Here is a 17,137-nt window from a genome sequence, read left to right as displayed (position 1 = left end):
CCTATCGCGCGTTCCAGGCCGGCATCGGATATTTGGGCTGCGTGATGAAGCCCTTGGCGCCGTAGACCTCCGCCAGCTTGTCGCCCTGCACCTGGATCACCACCTGCGGCAGGTCGATCTGCCCATGGGCGTTGAAGGCGATGGGGCCGTACAGGCTGTCGAAGCGGGTCTTGGCCAGGGCATCGCGCACCTTCTGCGGATCCATGCTGCCGGCGCTCTCCATGGCCTGCGCCAGAGCTTCGACGTCGGCCACGCCGGAGGCCGCGTGGTAGTCCGGGTCATAGCCGTACTTCGCCTTGTAGGCCCGCGCAAACTGTTCGGCGTCGCCGAACCAGCGGTCTTTCAGCGCTGCCGACGGCAGCCAGGCGGTCATGCCGAAGGCATAGTCCGCATCGGCGCCAAGCGCCTTGCGGAAATCCTCCGAGGGCACGCCGACCGTGAACGAATACATCTTGGGCGCGACGGCGAGGCTCTTGGCTTGGCGCACGAAATTCAGGATCTCCGTCTCGTGTCCGGCCACCAGGACCGCGTCCACCTTCTTGCTTTTTATCTGCGACAGCAGCGAGTTGAAGTCCGTTGCGTTGGTGCTGTAGCGTTCGTCCATCGCGACATGCAGCCCGGCCGCTTTCAGCATGGGGCGTGTGCCCTGGGCAACCGATACGTCGAACGAATCGTCCGCGTACAGCAGCGCAACGCTGGCCGGCACCGGCTTGAGCGCCTTGAGCATTTCGACCGTGCTGCCGAAGTAATTGCTGGCGGGCGCCAAGGTGCCGAATATGTACTTGAACTTGCGCGAAAAGATCTGGTCCGACGCGCCGCCGCCCTGGACCATGGGCACCTTGTACTTTTCCGATACGGCGGAATCGGCCAGCGCGAAGTTGCTGGCGAAGGGGCCTAGCAGCAGATTGACCTTGTCCTGGGTGACGAGCTGCGTGTACTGGCGCACGCTCAGGTTCACGTCCGATTGGTTGTCGTAGATCTTGAGCGCCAGCTTGTGTGCCGCTCCGCCGATCTTCACGCCGCCCGCGGCGTTTATCTGATCCACCGCGATCTGGTAGGCGTCGCGATAGTAGCGTCCGGTGTTGGCGACGGGGCCGGTGAGTTGGATGGAGGCGCCGAGCACGATGTCCGGCGCTTCGGGGGCTGCGACCGCGCCTGCGGAGAGGACGAGGGCCAGCGCGGGCAGCGCATGCAATAGTCTCCGAGACATGATGATGTCTCCTTTATGGACCTTATGGGTTCCATTCTCGGACTCGCTTGGTTACGTTAACCTGAACCGGAGCTCGCAATCGGCCGCGGCCGATGCGCGCGGGCACGGCGCTTGCTGCAAGCGATCCGTGCCGTTACATCCCGGAGGAAACATGGACGCGTCCCGTGCCCCAAGAAATGGTTCGCCGCGATCGCCGAGCAAATCCGTCGCGACTTATTTCGATCACTTCGCCGCGGCGGTCACGGCGTGGGCGGGGTCCTCGATCGCGTTTGGCCTTGCGGTCGGCGTGGTGGCGGCATGGGCCCTGACCGGTCCGGTTTCCGGATACTCCGAGAGCTGGCAACTGGTGATAAACACCGGCACGACCATCGTGACCTTTCTCATGGTGTTCCTCATCCAGCAGAGCCAGAACAAGAACGATCGGGCGCTGCATCTGAAGATCGACGATCTGCTTATCGCGCTGAAGGACGCGGACGAGGATCTGGTCGACGCCGAGCGCCTGGATGACGACCGGCTGGTCGCTCTTGCGGCGGCATTGACCGCGCATGCCAAGCGCATGGCGAGGGACAAGCGCAGGCGGCTGGCGGACGAGCGGAAAGGGCGGGCGCCGGAAGGGGGCGGACGCGAAGCCATGAAGACGGCGCGGCGGCGCCGCGTTGCGGGCCGCGGGCCAGGGGGAAGGCGCCAGGCGGCAGCGCTCTCCGGTGCGCGTTCCAGCCTGAAGCCGAAGGGCCTGGCCTAGGGGGCGAGCGGGCGCGGGCCGTGCCTGCGGCCCGCGCCTTCATGTCACTGTACCGAGGTCGGGGCGGCCGTACGCGAGGCTTGCGTCGGCATGCGTTCCACGGTCAGCGAGCCGGGGGTGCCAACGGCGGGGCGCACTACCGCCGCGTGGTTGGCGTCATTGGCGCCCAGGTTGGGCAGATCCGAGGGGCGCGCGGCCACGGCCGCGAACGCGCTGCCGCCGCTGGACGGCACGCCGTCCAGAGTCAGGCTTGCAGCCCAGGCGCCGCTATGGCGCGAGAGCACTTGGTAGCGTTGCTGTCCGCCCGTGGTGCGCGCGACAACGTACAGCGTGCCGTCGATGATGTTGAGCGCGGGCGGCGAAGCGGCCTCCGCGTCCAGCTTCGCCGGCTTGCCGTGTTCGACGAGCCAGAGCTGGCCGCCCGCACGCTCCAGGATGGCGAGCACGACGTTGCCCTGGGCGTCCGCGCCGATGGCCGGGCGTCCGATGTAGGGCACGCCGAGGTCGGCGGGGGCGCTCCAATCCATGTCGAGATCGGTAGTGTCGCCGGTCTCCAGCAGCCGGGTCAGATGATTGTTGGCGCGCTGACGGAAATAGAGCTCGATGCGGTTTTCATGGTCGCGGATCGCGGCCAGGCCGCCCGCGGCAGTCGGCGCCGGCACGGGGCGCCATCCTTGCCATTCGGGACGATGGCCTTTGGCGGCCGGCAATTGGCGCGTATAGAAGAGTTCGCCCTTGGACGTGACCGCGAAAACGACGTAGCGCCCATCGGAGCCACGCGCCGCGGCAGGGCCGCCGGTGGCGCCTTCGAGCAGAGGCAGGTCCTGCCAGGTGCTCCAGCCGCCGTCGATGCCGGAAGGCGCGATCCAGTGAAGCCGGTCGTCGTAGCCCAGCGCCACGGCGGCGGCTTCCCCGCGCGGGGCCACGGCCGGGATCTGCGTCACCCGCACGCCGCCCAGCGCTTGCCAGCCTTGCCAGGTGCCATCGTGGCGCTGCTTGTTCGCCCACACGCCGCCCAGCGGATCGCGCGCCATCAGGCCGGCGGTGCCGTCGGCGTGGGTGAACGAGACCAGCGGCCCGCTGGTGCGACCTCCCAGGCTCCGCCAGCGGCGCTGGCCGGAATCCCAGCGGTTGACGGCGGCATTGGTTTCTCCGGCGGCGAACACCACGAGGCCGCCGCGGCCGTCCGGGTACAGCTGCGGCGTCATGTCCTGGCGCGACACGTAGTACGCCCGCTGTACCCAGGCGGCGGCCGGCCCGGCGGGCTCCTTGCAGCCGGTGGGCCCGGCGCAATAGTGATAGTCGTTCCAGGCGTAGTGCTGGAAGATCACCGACTTGCTGGCGATCTCCGTGTCGGTGAGGTTGCTGGCGCGTTCCTGGCTTGGGTAGTCGATGTAGCCCGTCTCGGCGTAGTTGCCCGGGACGCGGACCATGGCTTCGCGCACCAGCCGCGCGCTGGCGATATGGTCCGGATGGCCATGGCCGGCGCAACGCCAGCACAGCTGCGTGTAGGGCACCGCGATCGTGTCGTCCAGGTGGCGCACCGTGGTGGGGGCGTACTGGCGGATCACGTCCGCCAAGGTGCCGATCAGTTGTTCGCGCGTGTAGGACTCGGCGTAGGGGCCCAGCGTTTCGACGCTTTGCCCGGGTTCCGATTCGGTGCGGCTCAGCGGCGTCAGGCTGCCCCAGCCCTTGCCCAGCCAGGGGTCCTTCAGGCGCATGTGCCAGAGCTGGACGCGCGGATTGCCCTGCAGCGTGAAGCGCGCGAAATGGTGTCCTCCGGCGGTGCCGGCATCTTCTTTCCAGACGTCGGGTTCGTGCGCCATGTAGGCATAAGCGGCGCGCACGCCGCGCTCGCGGCCCAGCATGTAGCTTTCGCCTTCGCCCGCGTCGCTGGCGGTCAGGTAGACCACGCGCACGCAGCCGCCCGCCTCGATGTTGGAGGCGATGTCCGGATTCATGAACAACAGGTCGTCATCCAGGTGGGCAACGAACGCCAGATCCTTGATGCCGTGGCATTGCGCGAGCGTGGGAGGGGAAGCGAATGCTTGATGGGAAAGCAGGACCGCAAGGGTAGCGAATAGCGCCCGGCCAACGGGGCGCAGCAAGGCCTTCAGAACGTGCATAACAGGGCGCGGCAGAAAAGGCGTCGCGCGGCAGGGAATTAATGAGTCGAAAAGTATAGCGGTGGCGGACGCCGGACTGTTGACGGGATATGGGGCCGGATAGCCGCCCGCGCGGCGCTAGCCCGCGCTCTCCAGCAGCCAGCCGCGCAGCCGTTCCAACGAGGCATCAGCGCGTGCCGGATCCTTGCGCGTGCATAGGCTGAAGGCCGCGCCGCTTTCGACGAAGCCCAGCGGCGCGGCCAGCCGCCCTCGGTGCAGGTCGGCTTCGACCAGCACCGACGGGGCAATGGCGATGCCCAGGCCAGCGGCGGCGGCTTCGAGCATATGGCCCAGATGATCGAATTCGCGGCCGGGTTGCCTGGTGGCCAGCCGGAGATCCTGGCGTGCCGCCCAGTCCTGCCAGGCGTCGGGCCGGGATGTGGTGTGCAGCAGTGGGGCGTCCAGGACGTCGGCCGGCCGCCGGATGCGATCGGCCCACGCAGGGGCGCAGACGGGGCCGATGGTTTCCGCGAAGAGCGGGGTGACGGCCCATTCGCCTGGCCAGCCGCGGCCGGCCAGGATCAGCGCGTCGACCCGCTGGGTATTCAGCAGGGCCGGGTCTGCCGCCGTTTGCAGCCTTATCCGGATATCCGGATGCAGGGCCTCGAAGCGTTCCAGCCGGGGAATGAGCCAGTTGGACAGGAAGCTGGCAGGCGCCCCTACGGCCAGTTCCGCCGGCTGCGAGCTGCGCTTGAGTTCATCGCAGCGGCGTTCGAGCAGGTCGAACGCTTCCTGGGTGGCGCGTTGCAAGTCCAGGCCCGCCGCCGTCACGTGGACGCCGCCCGGGCGGCGCTCGAAGAGCGGACAACCGAGCCATTCTTCCAGTTGCCGGACCTGTTGGCTGACCGCGCTATGGGTAACGCAAAGCTCTTTCGCCGCCAGCGTGAAGCTTGAATGGCGGGCCGCGCCGTCGAAGAACCGCAGCGCGTTGAGGGAAGGGAGGCGTCGCATGATCTTGATGTTAGCTGTACTTACATTGGTGCTAAACAAATAATTGATTTAAATAAGTTTTTCATGAAGATAGCATAAGCATGAGTCTCGCATTATTGCCACGGAACCAGCGATCCATGCCATCCTCCTCCATCCATCCGGCCGTTCCCGACAGCCTCGGCCAATTCGGCTCCTACGGCGGTCGCTATATGCCCGAAACGCTCATTCCCGCGCTGGACGAGCTGGAACGCAGCTTCAGGACGGCGCTGGCTGACGAGGATTTCTGGCAGGCCTACCGCGAGCTGCTGGCCGACTACGTCGGCCGTCCCAGCCCCTTGTTCCTGGCCCGGGGCATCTCGCGGGAACTGGGAGGCGCGCAGGTGTACCTCAAGCGCGAGGACCTGAACCACACCGGCGCGCACAAGATCAACAACTGCCTGGGACAGATCCTGCTCGCGCTCCGCATGGGCAAGCGGCGCATCGTCGCGGAAACGGGCGCGGGGCAGCATGGCGTGGCGACCGCGACGGTCTGCGCCCTGCATGGCCTGGAGTGCGTGGTGTACATGGGGGCGGAAGACATGGCGCGCCAGGCCGTCAACGTGCGCCGGATGCGCATGCTCGGCGCCGAGGTGCGCGCCGTGCATGGCGGGACGGCCACGCTGAAGGATGCGATGAACGAGGCCCTGCGGGATTGGATCGCGCACCCCGCCGACACGTATTACCTGCTGGGCACCGGCGCCGGGCCGCATCCCTATCCCTGGCTTGTGCGGGAGTTCCAGAAAGTGATCGGCGAGGAGACGCGTCAGCAAATCACGGCCAAGACGGGGCGCATGCCGGACGCCATGGTTGCCTGCGTGGGCGGAGGCTCCAATGCGATGGGGTTCTTCTATCCCTTCCTGGAATCGGAAGGCGTGCGGTTATACGGCGTCGAGGCGGGGGGCTTGGGCCTGGCCAGCGGCGCGCACGCGGCCAGCATCACCGCCGGCCACGCTGGCGTGCTTCACGGCTGCCGCAGCTACTACCTGCAGGACGAGGACGGACAGATCCTGAACGCGCATTCGGTGTCGGCTGGGCTCGATTATCCGGGCGTGGGCCCAGAGCATGCATTGCTGCACGACCGCGGGCGCGTGGCCTACGTGTCCGTGACGGACGCGGATGCCGTGTCCGCCTTTCATTGGCTGACGCGCAAGGAGGGCATCCTGCCCGCGCTGGAAAGCGCCCATGCGCTCGCGTATGTCCGCGAACTCGCGCCGCGGATGGGGCGCGACGAGATCCTCGTCGTCTGCCTGAGCGGGCGCGGCGACAAGGACCTGGATACGGTTATGCAATTCGGCGAGGTAGCGCGATGACACGGCTGGACCACACTCTATCGGCGCTGCGCCAATCCGGCCGCAGCGGTTTGGTGACCTACTTCGCGGCGGGCGATCCCGATTCCGGTTCCTGCCTGGCGCTGCTGCGCGGCCTGCCGGAGGCGGGCGCCGACGTGATCGAACTGGGCATGCCGTTCAGCGATCCCGTCGCCGACGGTCCCATCCTGCAACGGGCCAACGCCCGCGCGCTGGCGGGTGGCCAGACCTTGAAGCGCACGCTGGCGCTGGTGCGCGACTTCCGGGCGTCGGAGAAGGATACGCCGCTGGTGCTGATGGGATACCTGAACCCCATACTGCGGCACGGCGCCGGGGCCTTCATGGCGGACGCCGCGGCAGCGGGGGTGGACGGGCTGATCATCATTGATCTGCCCATCGAGCATGCCGGCGAGATTGGCCGGGAAGCGCGCACGCACGGCGTCCACCTCATCCGCATGTCCGCGCCCACTTCCGAGGACGCGCGGCTGGCGCAGCTGCTGGCCGATGCCAGCGGGTTCGTCTATCACATCATGCTGGCCGGCACGACCGGCGCGGCGCTGCCGGATGAGCGCCGCATCGCCCGGGACCTGGACCGGCTGCGCGCGCATACGCGGCTGCCGGTCGCCGCCGGCTTCGGAGTGCGCTCCCCGGAAGCGGCGCGGCTCGTCGGCCGGCACGCGGACCTGGTGGCCGTCGGCTCCCGGCTTGCCGAAGTGCTGGCGGAGCGTGGCGTCGCCGGGGCGCTGGACGAGGTGCGCGGGCTGGCGGCTGCCTTGCGCAGATGAGGCGGCGGCGGGCATGCCCGCGCCTTATCGTGCGCTCAGGCCGGGCGCTGCCCGCCTGTTTCTTCCATGAGGATGGGAATGGCCAGGTTGCAGGAATGGATGCCCATGACGGTGGTGAGCTGGATCGCTTCGAGCAGTTCTTCCCGCGTCGCGCCGGCCTTGAGGGCATTGCGCATGTGGCGCCGCACGCCCGGGCCGTACAGGTGGGTCGTGGCGGCGTTGATGGCGACGAGTATCAACTCCTTGTATTTCTGCGGGAGCGGGCCATTGCGCTGCGGCACGCTGCGAAAGGCCAGATAGGCCTCCATGAACTCCGGGTCCAGTTCCCGCAGCTGGTCCCAGAGCGGATTCCAGTCGCCCTTGGCGATATGCGCTTCGCACAAGGGGGTAGGGCGTGTCTTGTCAGGCATGGTGGGGCTCCTGGAGCGGGTCAGCCGCCGGCGGCATCGGCAAGAATGAATTCCGCCGCGCGCTCGCCGATCATCATGGCGGGCGCGTTCGTGTTGGAGGAGGCGATGGTGGGCATGACCGAAATGTCCGCTACGCGCAGCCCCTGCAGGCCATGCACCTTCAGGCGTTCGTCCACCACGGATTCGCCGGGCCGCCCCATGCGGCAGGTGCCGACGGTATGCCATGCGGTCTGGCCCGTCTGCCTGGCGTAGGCGAGCAGGTCCGAGTCGGATGCGGCGGCGGCGCCCGGCCGCTCTTCGTTGACGATGACGGGCCGCAGGGCCGCCTGCCCGGCGATTCCGCGGATCAGGCGCAGCATGGCGACGGCCGTCGTCCGGTCATGGGCGTCCTGCAGGTAGTTCGGATTGATGGAGGGCGCTATCCGGGGATCGGCCGAAACGGCATGGATGCTGCCGCGAGAGCGCGGGTACAGCATGAACCCGCCGATCGAGAAACCGGGGAATTTGTCGATGCCGCCCACGCCATCGCGCGAATACCGGTCCTTGCCGCTGATGTGGTAGATGCGGATCATGACGTCGGGGTGCGGCAGCGCGGCGGACGTGCGCGTGATCGCATGGGCGGTCGACGAGGTGCCCGCCAGCAGCCCCTTGCGGCCGGCGAGATACCGCAGCGCGGCCTTCACCTTGTGGAAGGGGCTGCGCATGATGTCGTTGATGGTTTCGGCGATGGACGAGCGATAGGTGCACCGCACTTGCAGGTGATCGCTCATGTGCTCACCCACGTCGGGCAGGTCGAGCACGACTCCAATGCCCAGCGACCGCAGCCGCGCGGCGTCGCCGACGCCGGACAGCTCCAGCAATTGCGGCGATTGCACGGCGCCCGCGCACAGGACCGTTTCGCGATGGGCGCTGGCCGATCGGGTGGAACCGTTCCAGTCGTACTCCACGCCGACACATCGCGTGCCGTCGAAGCGCAGGCGGCGCACGAAGGCGTGCGTGCGCACGACCAGGTTGGCCCGCTGCCGCGCCGGCCGCAAGTACCCGACCGCGGCGCTGCAGCGCCTGCCCGCGTGCGCGCTCTGTTCCAGGTAGCGCACGCCTTCATAGTTGACCGCGTTGTAGTCCTCGGTCGGCGCGATGCCGGCCTGGCGGCAGGCGGCGATGTAGGCGTCGGAGATCTTGTCCGGGTCCCGGATGGCGCGGTCGGTGATCTGGATCGGTCCCGACCGGCCACGCAGCGGATGGCGGGAATAGGGGTTGTTTTCGATCTTGCCGAAGTACGGCAGCAGGGTCTGGAAGTCCCAGCCCTTGATGCTGAACGCGTTCTCCCAGCTGTCGTATTCCTGCGGATCGCCCCAGACGTAGGCCATGCCGTTGACCGAACTGGAGCCGCCCAGCACCTTGCCGCGCGGCCAATAGATCTGCTGCCCCGCCAGGTTGGCCTGCGGCTCGGTCTTGAATGGCCAGACCACTTTTTCGTTGGTCAGCAGCCTGCCTACGCCCAGGGGAATATGGATCCACATGTTGCGGTCTTCGTCGCCGCCTTCCAGAAGCAGCACACGATGCTTGCCCGAAGCGCTCAGGCGATTGGCCGCCACGCAGCCCGCCGATCCCGCTCCGACCACGATGTAGTCGAATTGTTCTGCTGTCATGATCACTTTGCGCGGTTCTTGAAGGAATCCCTACGGAAGCTGTAGAGGGCGTTGGGGTCGACCTGGATGTCGACGACCGCGGGGCGGCCGCAGCGTATGGCGGCATCCACCGTCCGCGCCAGGTCGGCGGCGCGTTCCACGCGAAAACCTTGCGCTCCCCAGAGCTCCGCGAGCTTGTCGTAGGGCGGATTGGGCACGTCGGCGCCGAGGTAGCGCTGTTCGAAGAAGTCGCGCTGGTAGGCTTTTTCGGCGCCCCAGCAGCCGTTGTTCATGACGAGGCACACCGTATTGATGCCGTTGGCGACGGCCGTGCCGATCTCGCTGCAGGCCATGCCGAAGCCGCCGTCGCCCATCAGGCTGATGACGGTGCGGTCGGGGCGCGCCAGCTTGGCGCCCAGGCCGCAGGCGTACGAGAAGCCCACCAGGCCGAAGTCCAGCGGCGTGAACAGCGCGGGCGTCTGCGCGTAGCGCATCTGGTCGGTGGCCTGCAGGCAGAGCGTGCCCGCGTCCATGGTGTAGATGGCGTCGTCGGGCGCCACGTCCCGCAGCGTCTTGAACAGATACGCCGGCTGCAGCGGGTCGCTGCCGCTGCCGGCGGCTTCATCGCGCTGCTGCAGCAGCGCGCGGCGCTGTTCGGCGAACCGGGCGACCCAGGCCGCGCTCCCGGGATGCGCGGGCAGGCCTTGCAGCGCGGCGACGAGATCCTGGGCGACGGTGTCGGCGTCGCCCAGGATGCCGACGTGCACGGGGAAGAAGCGGCCCAGGGCGGTGGGCTCGATTTCCACCTGGATCAGCTTGGCGGAGGGATTGAGGCTGTCGCGCTGGTAGAACGTGGTGTTGAAGCCGAGCCGGGTGCCCAGGGCCAGGATGACGTCGGCCTGCTTGGCGAGGTCGGACGCCACCGCATTGCCGCGCGGCCCGACCTGGCCGGCATACAGGGGATGCTGGCACGAGATCGCGTCGCCGTGGCCGGGGGACATGGCGATCGGCGCGTTCAGCCGTTCGGCAAGCGCCAGCACGGCGCGCTGGCTGAGGCTGTTCTTGACGCCGCCGCCGGCAATGATCAGCGGCCGTTCCGCCTGCGCCAGCATCTGCGCCGCCTGTTCCAGCAGCGCCCGCGGCGCGGTCACCGCGCCGAACACCTGGGCGCGCTCGAATGCGCCATAGGCCGATGACTCCAGCGAATCCGCCAGCAGGTCGCGCGGCAGGTTCAGCATGACGGGGCCGCGCCGGGGCGACAGGGCGGTCCTGAACGCTTCGCCCACCATTTCGGGGATGCGGGCGGTCTGCGTGAGCGTGTACGTCTTTTTCGTGATGGGCTTGAACAGCGATTGCTGGTCGACTTCCTGGAAGGCGTCCCGGTAGATGTGGGCGGAGCTGAGCGATCCGCCCAGCGCTACCACGGGCGAGTAGGCGGCGTGGGCCTGCGCCAGCCCGGTCACCAGGTTGGTCGCGCCCGGCCCGTTCTGCCCGGCGAGGAAGACGCCCGCCTGGCCGGACGCGCGGGCATAGCCGTCGGCCATGTGCACGCCGGTGCGCTCGTCGCGTACGCCGATGAAGCGGATGTCGCGCGCATCGTACAGCGCGTCGAATATTTCCATGCCTGCGGATCCGATCAGTCCGAATACGTGGTCCGTGCCCTGGGCGCCCAGCGCCGCCACGACCGCTTGGCCGCCCGTCATGTTCTTCATGTGATTCTCCTTCGATGCGATACGGTTATTGGTTGGCTTTCAGGATCTTGTTGAACTTGTCCATCTCGCGCGCGATGTACTCGTCGAAGACCTTGAGCTGCCGGTTGTCCGGCACCAGGCCCTGGCGCGTCAGCTGCTCCTGGACGGCGGGATCCCGGCTGACCTGCGCGATCGCGTCGGCCAGCGCCTGCTTCACGGCGGGCGCGGTCCGGGAATTCATCACCACCCCGTACCAGATGCTGTAGTCGAAGTTGCCCAGGCCGATTTCCGCCACCGTCGGCGTATCCGGCAGCAGCGCCGAGCGCTTGGGGCTGGTGACGGCGAGCGCTTTCAGCTGGCCCGACTGGATGAAAGGCAGGGCCAGCGCGATCGGCGGAAAGGACACGTCGACGCGGCCGGCGGCCACTTCGGCCACGCCTTCCTGCACGCCCTTGTAGGGGATGTGTTCCAGGTGGACGCCCGCTTCCTGGTTGAAGTAGCGGCCCACCAGGTCGGTAGCCGAGTTCACGCCCGCCGAGCCGTAGGTGAAGCGGGCGTCGGGGCGCCGCGCGGCGTCCACGAAATCGCGCAGTTTGTCGTAGGGGTTCTTGCGGTTCACGACGATCAGCGTGGGCGAGGAGGCGATCGCGGCGATGCCGGAGAAATCCTTGAGCGTGTCGTACGGCATCTTGTCGTTGACGGCGGGAATGACCACGTACGACGAGGACACGAACAGCATGGTGTTCTTGTCGACCGGCTCGTTCAGCGTGCGCTGGGCGCCCACCAGCCCGCCCGCGCCCGGCTTGTTCTCGACGACGACGGCCTGGCCCAGCAGCGGGCCCAGCTTTTCGGCATAGATCCGGGCAATGATGTCGATGAGCGCGCCGGGGCTGAACGGCACGATGATGCGCAGCGGCGCATCGAACTTGACCGGGGCCGGCGCGGCCAGGGCCTGGGAGGAACCTGCGAGGAAGAGCGCGGCGGCGATGCCGGCTTTCAGGCGGCGGTGGAGTGAAAGCATGGTTGTCCCCTTGATATGGTGTCATCATTCTAAATGTCGACATTTTTACTTTAATGGATAAGTTGGCTCGCTACAAGGGGTTCAGGTCTTGCCGGTGCGCGAAAGTTCTTCGAGCACGGCGTCGCGGTTCTGGACTGCCAGCCGGTAATGGCAGGCGGCGGCGCGTTCGGGATCGTGCCCGGTGATCGCCTGGATCGTTTCTTCCCAGGCGCGCAGGGAGCGTTCGCGCCGTTCGAGGGTGGCCAGGCTGATGCGGACGTAGCGGCCGATCTGCTTGGCGATGTCGCTCGCATAACTGGCCAGGATGGCGTTGTCGGCCAGGCTGGCGATGTATTCGACCAGCTCGCGGCTGTGGCGTGTGTATTCGGCGGGTTCGCCGATGTTGTCGGCCAGCAGGCGCAGGCGGCCCTTCAGGATGTCGGCCTCCGCGGGCGAGCAGCGTTCGGCCGCCAGCCGCGAGGCGGTCGACACCATGGCGGCGCGCACCGCGTACAGATCCAGGATTTCCTTGGCGGACAGCTGCGTGACGCAGGCGCCGCGTTGCGGGCGGATGGTGGCCAGGCCGCGGATCTCCAGCAGGCGCAGGGCCTCGCGCACGGTGGCGCGGCTGACGCCGTAGGTGGCGGCAAGCTCCGTTTCGCGCAAGCGGTCGCCAGGCGCCCACCGGCCGTCGGCGATCTGTTCGGCGAGCAGGTCAGCGATCTGCAGGGGCAGGGTCTTGAGAAGATTGGCGTTTTGCAGCGGCTGGGGCATCTTGTGGCGGGTGGAGCATCCGGGGGAATCGTGCGCCCACGCATTGTAGGCCAGCGCGCGCCGTTTTAGCGCCTGATGCTTGAATGTCGACATTGATCTTTTCGTGAATTGGCGGGCGAGGCGTCCACGGCCAGGCCGGCCCAAGCCGTGCCTGGAATGGCTGCGACAGAAGTTGAGGTGCCGGCAATGGCGCGTGCGCCACTGGACGTTTCCTGGATGTAGACTCCGGGACGAGGCAGGGGGCGGCCATAGTTCGGCTCCTTGCGCGTTTGACGCTGTTATAGAAGGTCCGGCCGAACCCGGCAATCGCATTCTCCGGCACAGGTGCGTGACTCCCGAATACCTTGAAAGGAGCTTTACATGGTGCAAGGCTTGTTCAAATCGTGGCGTCCGCAATCGCGGCCGGTGACCCTTTCCGCAGGCCGGCACCTGCGCATGTTGCCCCTGAGCCTCGCCCTGGCCGGCCTGGCTGCCGGGGCGGGTCTGACGCTGTCCGGGGTAGCGCAGGCGCAGGATGCGGCTCAGACGCAGTCTTCCCAGGCCGGGCCGTCGCAGGCGGATGCCGCGCGCGCGCTGCAATGGCCGCGCAGTTTCGACGCGCCCGACGGTTCTAAGGTGGAGCTGTACCAGCCGCAGATCGATGTCTGGAACGGGGATCGTCTTAGCGGCCGGATGGCGGTGGCGGTCGGGCCGGCCAAAGGGACCCCGACCTATGGCGTCGCGGACTTTTCCGCTCGGGCCGAAGTCAACAAGCCGGCCGGCCTGGTCCACCTGTCCGACATTCGGATAGAGCGCGTGCAGGTACCGACTGCGCCGCAAGAGGCATCCAGACTGCGCAGCCTGCTCGAAGCGCGGCTGCCGGCCTCGGGCGTGGTTACTCCGCTTGATGCGCTGCAACTGAGCTATACGCTGTCCAAGAACAGCCCCGCCACCAAGACCGTGGCCGTGGACAACGCGCCTCCTCGCATTGTGTATCGCACCGTGCCTACCGTCCTCGTGCTGGTCGATGGCCCGCCGTCGTGGGCGGATGTACCCGATGCGCGCGGCTGGCGCCGGGTGGTCAACACCCGGGCGCTGGTGCTGGCGGACAGCGCCGGGCGCAACTTCCTGCAGGCCGCGGGGCATTGGTACGAGTCGGGCAGCATCGATGGCCAGTGGCGGACGGTCGAGCAGCCGTCTTCCGCGCTGCTGGAGGCCGCCGAGGCGGCGCGCCGCAAGGTCGAACCAGACCCGCTGCTGCCTCATGACGGCAAGGCCACGCTGCGGGCGCCGGGCGTCGTCGTGTCCACCGTGCCGGCCGAGTTGCTGATAACCAGCGGGCAGCCGGAAATGCGCCCGGTGCCGGGCACCTCGCTGTTGGCGGTCTCCAACGCCGATCACGCGCTCTTCATGGATCCCGCCGACAACCGATATTACCTGCTGGTGTCGGGCCGCTGGTTCCGCGGCTCGGGCCTGGAGGGGCCCTGGTCGTACGTGCCGGGCAAGAGTCTGCCGCGCGACTTCGCGCGGATCCCGGCCAAGGACCCGCAGTCGGGCGTGCTGGCTTCGGTGCCCGGCACGCCGCAAGCCAAAGAGGCCGTCATTGCTTCGACCATCCCGCAGATGGCGACGGTGTCGCGCAACGAGGCGAAGCTGGCCGTGGAGTACGCAGGCGGCTCGCCGACAATGCGGCCGGTCGCCGGCACGACGCTGTACTACGCCGCCAATTCCCAAGTGCCCGTGATCCAGGCCGACGGCCGCTACTACGCCCTGTCGCGGGCGGTCTGGTTTGTGTCTGACTCGGCCTTCGGGCCGTGGCGCGTGGCCGACAAGGTGCCTCCGGTCATCTACGCCATTCCCGCCAACTCGCCCTTGCACTACGTCACCTACGTGCAGGTTTACGGTTCCACCGCGCAGAGCGTGGTGTTCGGCTACACGCCGGGCTACATGGGCGTGGTGGTCGCGCCCGATGGCACGGTGGTCTACGGCACGGGTTACTCCTATCCGCCCGTCATCGTGCAGGACACCTGGGTTGGCTACCCGCCCAGTTACGGTTATGACGCCGCCTTCGATACCGCGGCCGGCTTTGCCTTCGGCTTCGCCGCTGCGGCGGCCTGGGGCGGCGCAGCACCCTACTGGGGACCATATTGGGGTGGGGCATACTGGCGCGGCGCGGATGTGAACCACGTCGACGTCTATGGCGCCTGGGGCGGATCCGGCGTGGTTACCCACGCGGCCGGCTGGAATGGCTGGACGGGCACGCAGTGGCAAGGCAGCCATGCCGAGGGCTACAACCCCTGGACCGGCGCGGGATTCGAGGGTTCGCGCGGCGCGGCCTATAACGAGTACACCGGCAACGCCGCCGCCGGTCGCCGGGGCGCCTACACCGACCCGGTCACGGGCGCGTCGGGCGCGGGCCGCGCGGGCGTAGTCTCCAATGACGACGGGCAGTGGGCGGCGGGCCGTCAAGACGCGCGCACCAATGCTTACACGGGCCGCACCACGGTGTCTTCCGCCACGGCGACGGGCACGGGAGGAGACGTCAACAGCGTGGACCGGCGCGGCGCGACATATGACCGCAACACGGGCAACGCCGCGGCCTGGAACAACGGCAACGTCTATGCCGACCACAACGGCAACGTCTACGAGCACAACGACAATGGCTGGCAACAGCACACGTCTTCGGGCTGGCAGCCGGTGCAGTCGACCAGGACGCAGTCCGGCGATTCGGCCTACCTGAACGGCCAACGCCAGGCGCGCGATTATTCCAGCCAGCGCACCGACGACTTCCAGGGTGGCGGCTGGCAGAATCGGACGGAGGGCGGAGGTTGGCAGGACCGCATGGGCGGCAGCGACGGTGGCGGTTGGCGCGATCGCATGGGTGGCGGCGATGGCGGCGGTTGGCGCGGCCGCGGCGGCGGTGGCTGGGGCGGCGGCTTTGGCGGATTCCGCGGCGGTTTCCGGCGCTGATCCCGATGGCCGGGCGGCAGCGTCCGGCTCTCGGGGGGGGGCTCCGGCGGATTTGCGCCGTCCCCGCGCCCGGGGCTAGACTGCCCGTTTCCCCTTTCTGCGGCATTTCGCCATGGCGCTGCATAGCTGGCTCATCTATCTGGTCGCGGTCATCGGTCTGTCGGTGACCCCCGGCCCCAATACGCTGCTTGCGCTGACTCACGGTGCGTTGCACGGTCATCGCAAGGCGCTGTGCACCATCGCCGGCGGCGCGGTCGGTTTCGTTGCATTGATTGCCTTGTCGATGTTGGGCATCAGCGCATTGCTCAAAGCCTGGGGGCCTGCCTTGACCGTGCTGAAGTGGGGCGGCGGCGCCTATCTGATCTGGCTCGGCATCCAGCTGTGGCGCTCGCCCGGCGTGCAATTGCAGCCGGCGCCGGACATGCCGCGGATGCGTGGCATGCGGATGTTCAGCCAGGGCTTCCTGTCCGCCATTTCCAATCCCAAGGCGCTGTTGTTTTACGGCGCCTTCCTGCCGCAGTTCATCGACCCGGCCCGCAGCCTGCTGACGCAGTTCGCGATCATGGCCGCCACCTTCACGGCCGTCGAATTCCTGGTCGAGTACGTGCTGGCGCGTCTGGCGCATCGCGTGCGACCCTGGCTCGAACGCGCTGGCCGGCGTTTCAACAAGGTTTGTGGCGGCCTGTTCGCCGCTATGGGGGCGGCCCTGCCGGGGTCGTGATCGGTCCTCGGGCGCGGTCCAGCGCCATCACGCCGCCGGCTGCCACCGCCCAGACTCCGGGTCGACGGCGACGCGCACGCCGTCCAGGCGAACCTGCTCTTCGTCCAGCTGCCGGGCGCCTGGAAGGTCGATGTCGAAAGCGACGCCCAGCATCCGCGCGACGCTGGCCGTTTCTATCGGCAATTCCCAGGTGAGGAACAGCTGCGAGAAATCCTGGCCGGAAGGGAAATCGCTTTCGTGGAATACGTCGCGGCCGCGCGGCACGACGCCGTGGGGTTGCGCTGTATCGAAGACCATGGCGGTGCCGCGGGCCAGCGGGATCCGCTGGCCGGTGCCGGGAAATAGCACGTCGAGCCCTTTGTCTTCGCTCAGGAAGAGATTGCAGAAGGCCGCGGCGCCGTACTGCGCGGCGTCATGATGGTAGCGGGCGCCGCGGCAAGCCATGAGGGCGATGTCGGCGCCGGCCAGCACTCCGTCTTCCAGCCCCAGCCCGCGCATCCAGGCGTCCATCGCCTGCAGGCAGAGGCTATGGCCGGGCCAGCGCGCCTGCGTCCGGGCGAGGGGCATCTGTTCGACGTCGCCCGGTTCCAGGCATAGCCGCGCCGAGATCTCCCGGTCCCAGTCCGCCAGCACGCGCGCGGGCGGGGCAGGCAGATCCAGCGTGCCGCTCAGCACCGCGCCGCCCACGCCGCGGCTGCGCATGGCGTCGCCGCTCAGGTAGTAGGCGGTCAGGCGGCCGGGCGTGCGATGGATTGGAGTGTGTCGGTCCATGTGCGCATGGTA

The 17,137-nt window shown here is 68.0% G+C and carries 14 protein-coding genes; 5 read left to right on the top strand and 9 right to left on the bottom strand.

The annotated features are described in order from the left end of the window. Position 1: 1 nt before the first annotated feature. Positions 2 to 1,210 (bottom strand): amino acid ABC transporter substrate-binding protein, encoded by a 1,209-nt coding sequence (locus AGI3411_RS10935; RefSeq protein WP_129527394.1) that lies wholly within the window; start codon positions 1,208 to 1,210, stop codon positions 2 to 4. Between the two features lie 151 nt (positions 1,211 to 1,361). Here AGI3411_RS10935 and AGI3411_RS10930 point away from each other — a divergent pair, with 151 nt between their 5' ends. Beyond that, positions 1,362 to 1,952 (top strand): low affinity iron permease family protein, encoded by a 591-nt coding sequence (locus tag AGI3411_RS10930; RefSeq protein ID WP_129527393.1) that lies wholly within the window; start codon positions 1,362 to 1,364, stop codon positions 1,950 to 1,952. A gap of 44 nt (positions 1,953 to 1,996) precedes the next feature. Here AGI3411_RS10930 and AGI3411_RS10925 read toward each other — a convergent pair whose 3' ends face one another. Together AGI3411_RS10925 and AGI3411_RS10920 are read right to left on the bottom strand one after the other, a co-directional pair. Beyond that, entirely contained in the window at positions 1,997 to 4,078 is a 2,082-nt protein-coding gene (locus AGI3411_RS10925) for a DUF8189 domain-containing protein (protein WP_129527392.1), read from the bottom strand. A 117-nt stretch (positions 4,079 to 4,195) separates the two neighbouring features. Further along, positions 4,196 to 5,068 (bottom strand): LysR substrate-binding domain-containing protein, encoded by an 873-nt coding sequence (locus AGI3411_RS10920; protein WP_129527391.1) that lies wholly within the window; start codon positions 5,066 to 5,068, stop codon positions 4,196 to 4,198. Positions 5,069 to 5,184: 116 nt separating this feature from the next. On the opposite strand from AGI3411_RS10920, the gene trpB reads away from it, so the two are divergent. After that, entirely contained in the window at positions 5,185 to 6,396 is a 1,212-nt protein-coding gene (gene trpB / locus AGI3411_RS10915) for a tryptophan synthase subunit beta (RefSeq protein WP_129527390.1), read from the top strand. After that, the gene (gene trpA / locus AGI3411_RS10910; protein WP_129527389.1) at positions 6,393 to 7,178 is read left to right on the top strand and encodes a tryptophan synthase subunit alpha; all 786 of its coding nucleotides are present in this window, start codon (positions 6,393 to 6,395) and stop codon (positions 7,176 to 7,178) included. Before trpB ends, trpA begins: the two co-directional genes overlap by 4 nt. A 35-nt stretch (positions 7,179 to 7,213) precedes the next feature. Here the strand turns inward: trpA and AGI3411_RS10905 are convergent, their stop codons facing one another. The 5 genes from AGI3411_RS10905 to AGI3411_RS10885 all read right to left on the bottom strand — a co-directional run bounded on the left by AGI3411_RS10905 (position 7,214) and on the right by AGI3411_RS10885 (position 12,777). Continuing rightward, positions 7,214 to 7,588 (bottom strand): carboxymuconolactone decarboxylase family protein, encoded by a 375-nt coding sequence (locus AGI3411_RS10905; RefSeq protein WP_052097367.1) that lies wholly within the window; start codon positions 7,586 to 7,588, stop codon positions 7,214 to 7,216. Between the two features lie 20 nt (positions 7,589 to 7,608). Continuing rightward, positions 7,609 to 9,240 (bottom strand): GMC family oxidoreductase, encoded by a 1,632-nt coding sequence (locus tag AGI3411_RS10900; RefSeq protein ID WP_129527388.1) that lies wholly within the window; start codon positions 9,238 to 9,240, stop codon positions 7,609 to 7,611. Positions 9,241 to 9,242: 2 nt separating this feature from the next. Further along, on the bottom strand, positions 9,243 to 10,931 hold the full coding sequence (locus tag AGI3411_RS10895) for a thiamine pyrophosphate-binding protein (RefSeq protein WP_129527387.1): 1,689 nt from the start codon (positions 10,929 to 10,931) through the stop codon (positions 9,243 to 9,245). Between the two features lie 25 nt (positions 10,932 to 10,956). Then, a complete protein-coding gene (locus AGI3411_RS10890; protein ID WP_129527386.1) occupies positions 10,957 to 11,931 on the bottom strand; it encodes a tripartite tricarboxylate transporter substrate-binding protein in 975 nt (324 codons plus the stop codon). An 81-nt stretch (positions 11,932 to 12,012) separates the two neighbouring features. Next, positions 12,013 to 12,777, bottom strand: coding sequence for a GntR family transcriptional regulator (locus AGI3411_RS10885; protein ID WP_129527385.1), 765 nt, complete (start codon positions 12,775 to 12,777; stop codon positions 12,013 to 12,015). Between the two features lie 267 nt (positions 12,778 to 13,044). Here AGI3411_RS10885 and AGI3411_RS10880 point away from each other — a divergent pair, with 267 nt between their 5' ends. Next, a complete protein-coding gene (locus AGI3411_RS10880; RefSeq protein WP_244240316.1) occupies positions 13,045 to 15,633 on the top strand; it encodes a carbohydrate-binding family V/XII in 2,589 nt (862 codons plus the stop codon). 112 nt (positions 15,634 to 15,745) lie between these two features. Next, complete coding sequence (locus AGI3411_RS10875) at positions 15,746 to 16,354, top strand: LysE family translocator (protein WP_129527384.1); 609 nt, start codon at positions 15,746 to 15,748, stop codon at positions 16,352 to 16,354. Between the two features lie 27 nt (positions 16,355 to 16,381). Here the strand turns inward: AGI3411_RS10875 and AGI3411_RS10870 are convergent, their stop codons facing one another. Further along, positions 16,382 to 17,125, bottom strand: a complete 744-nt coding sequence (locus AGI3411_RS10870; RefSeq protein ID WP_129527383.1) for a hypothetical protein — start codon at positions 17,123 to 17,125, stop codon at positions 16,382 to 16,384. Between the last annotated feature and the right edge of the window lie 12 nt (positions 17,126 to 17,137).

The organism is Achromobacter agilis (assembly GCF_900496965.1).
Classification (GTDB): domain Bacteria; phylum Pseudomonadota; class Gammaproteobacteria; order Burkholderiales; family Burkholderiaceae_B; genus Achromobacter; species Achromobacter agilis.
Note: the sequence above shows the minus strand (reverse complement) of the source record. Positions and strands in the feature narration are given on the sequence as shown.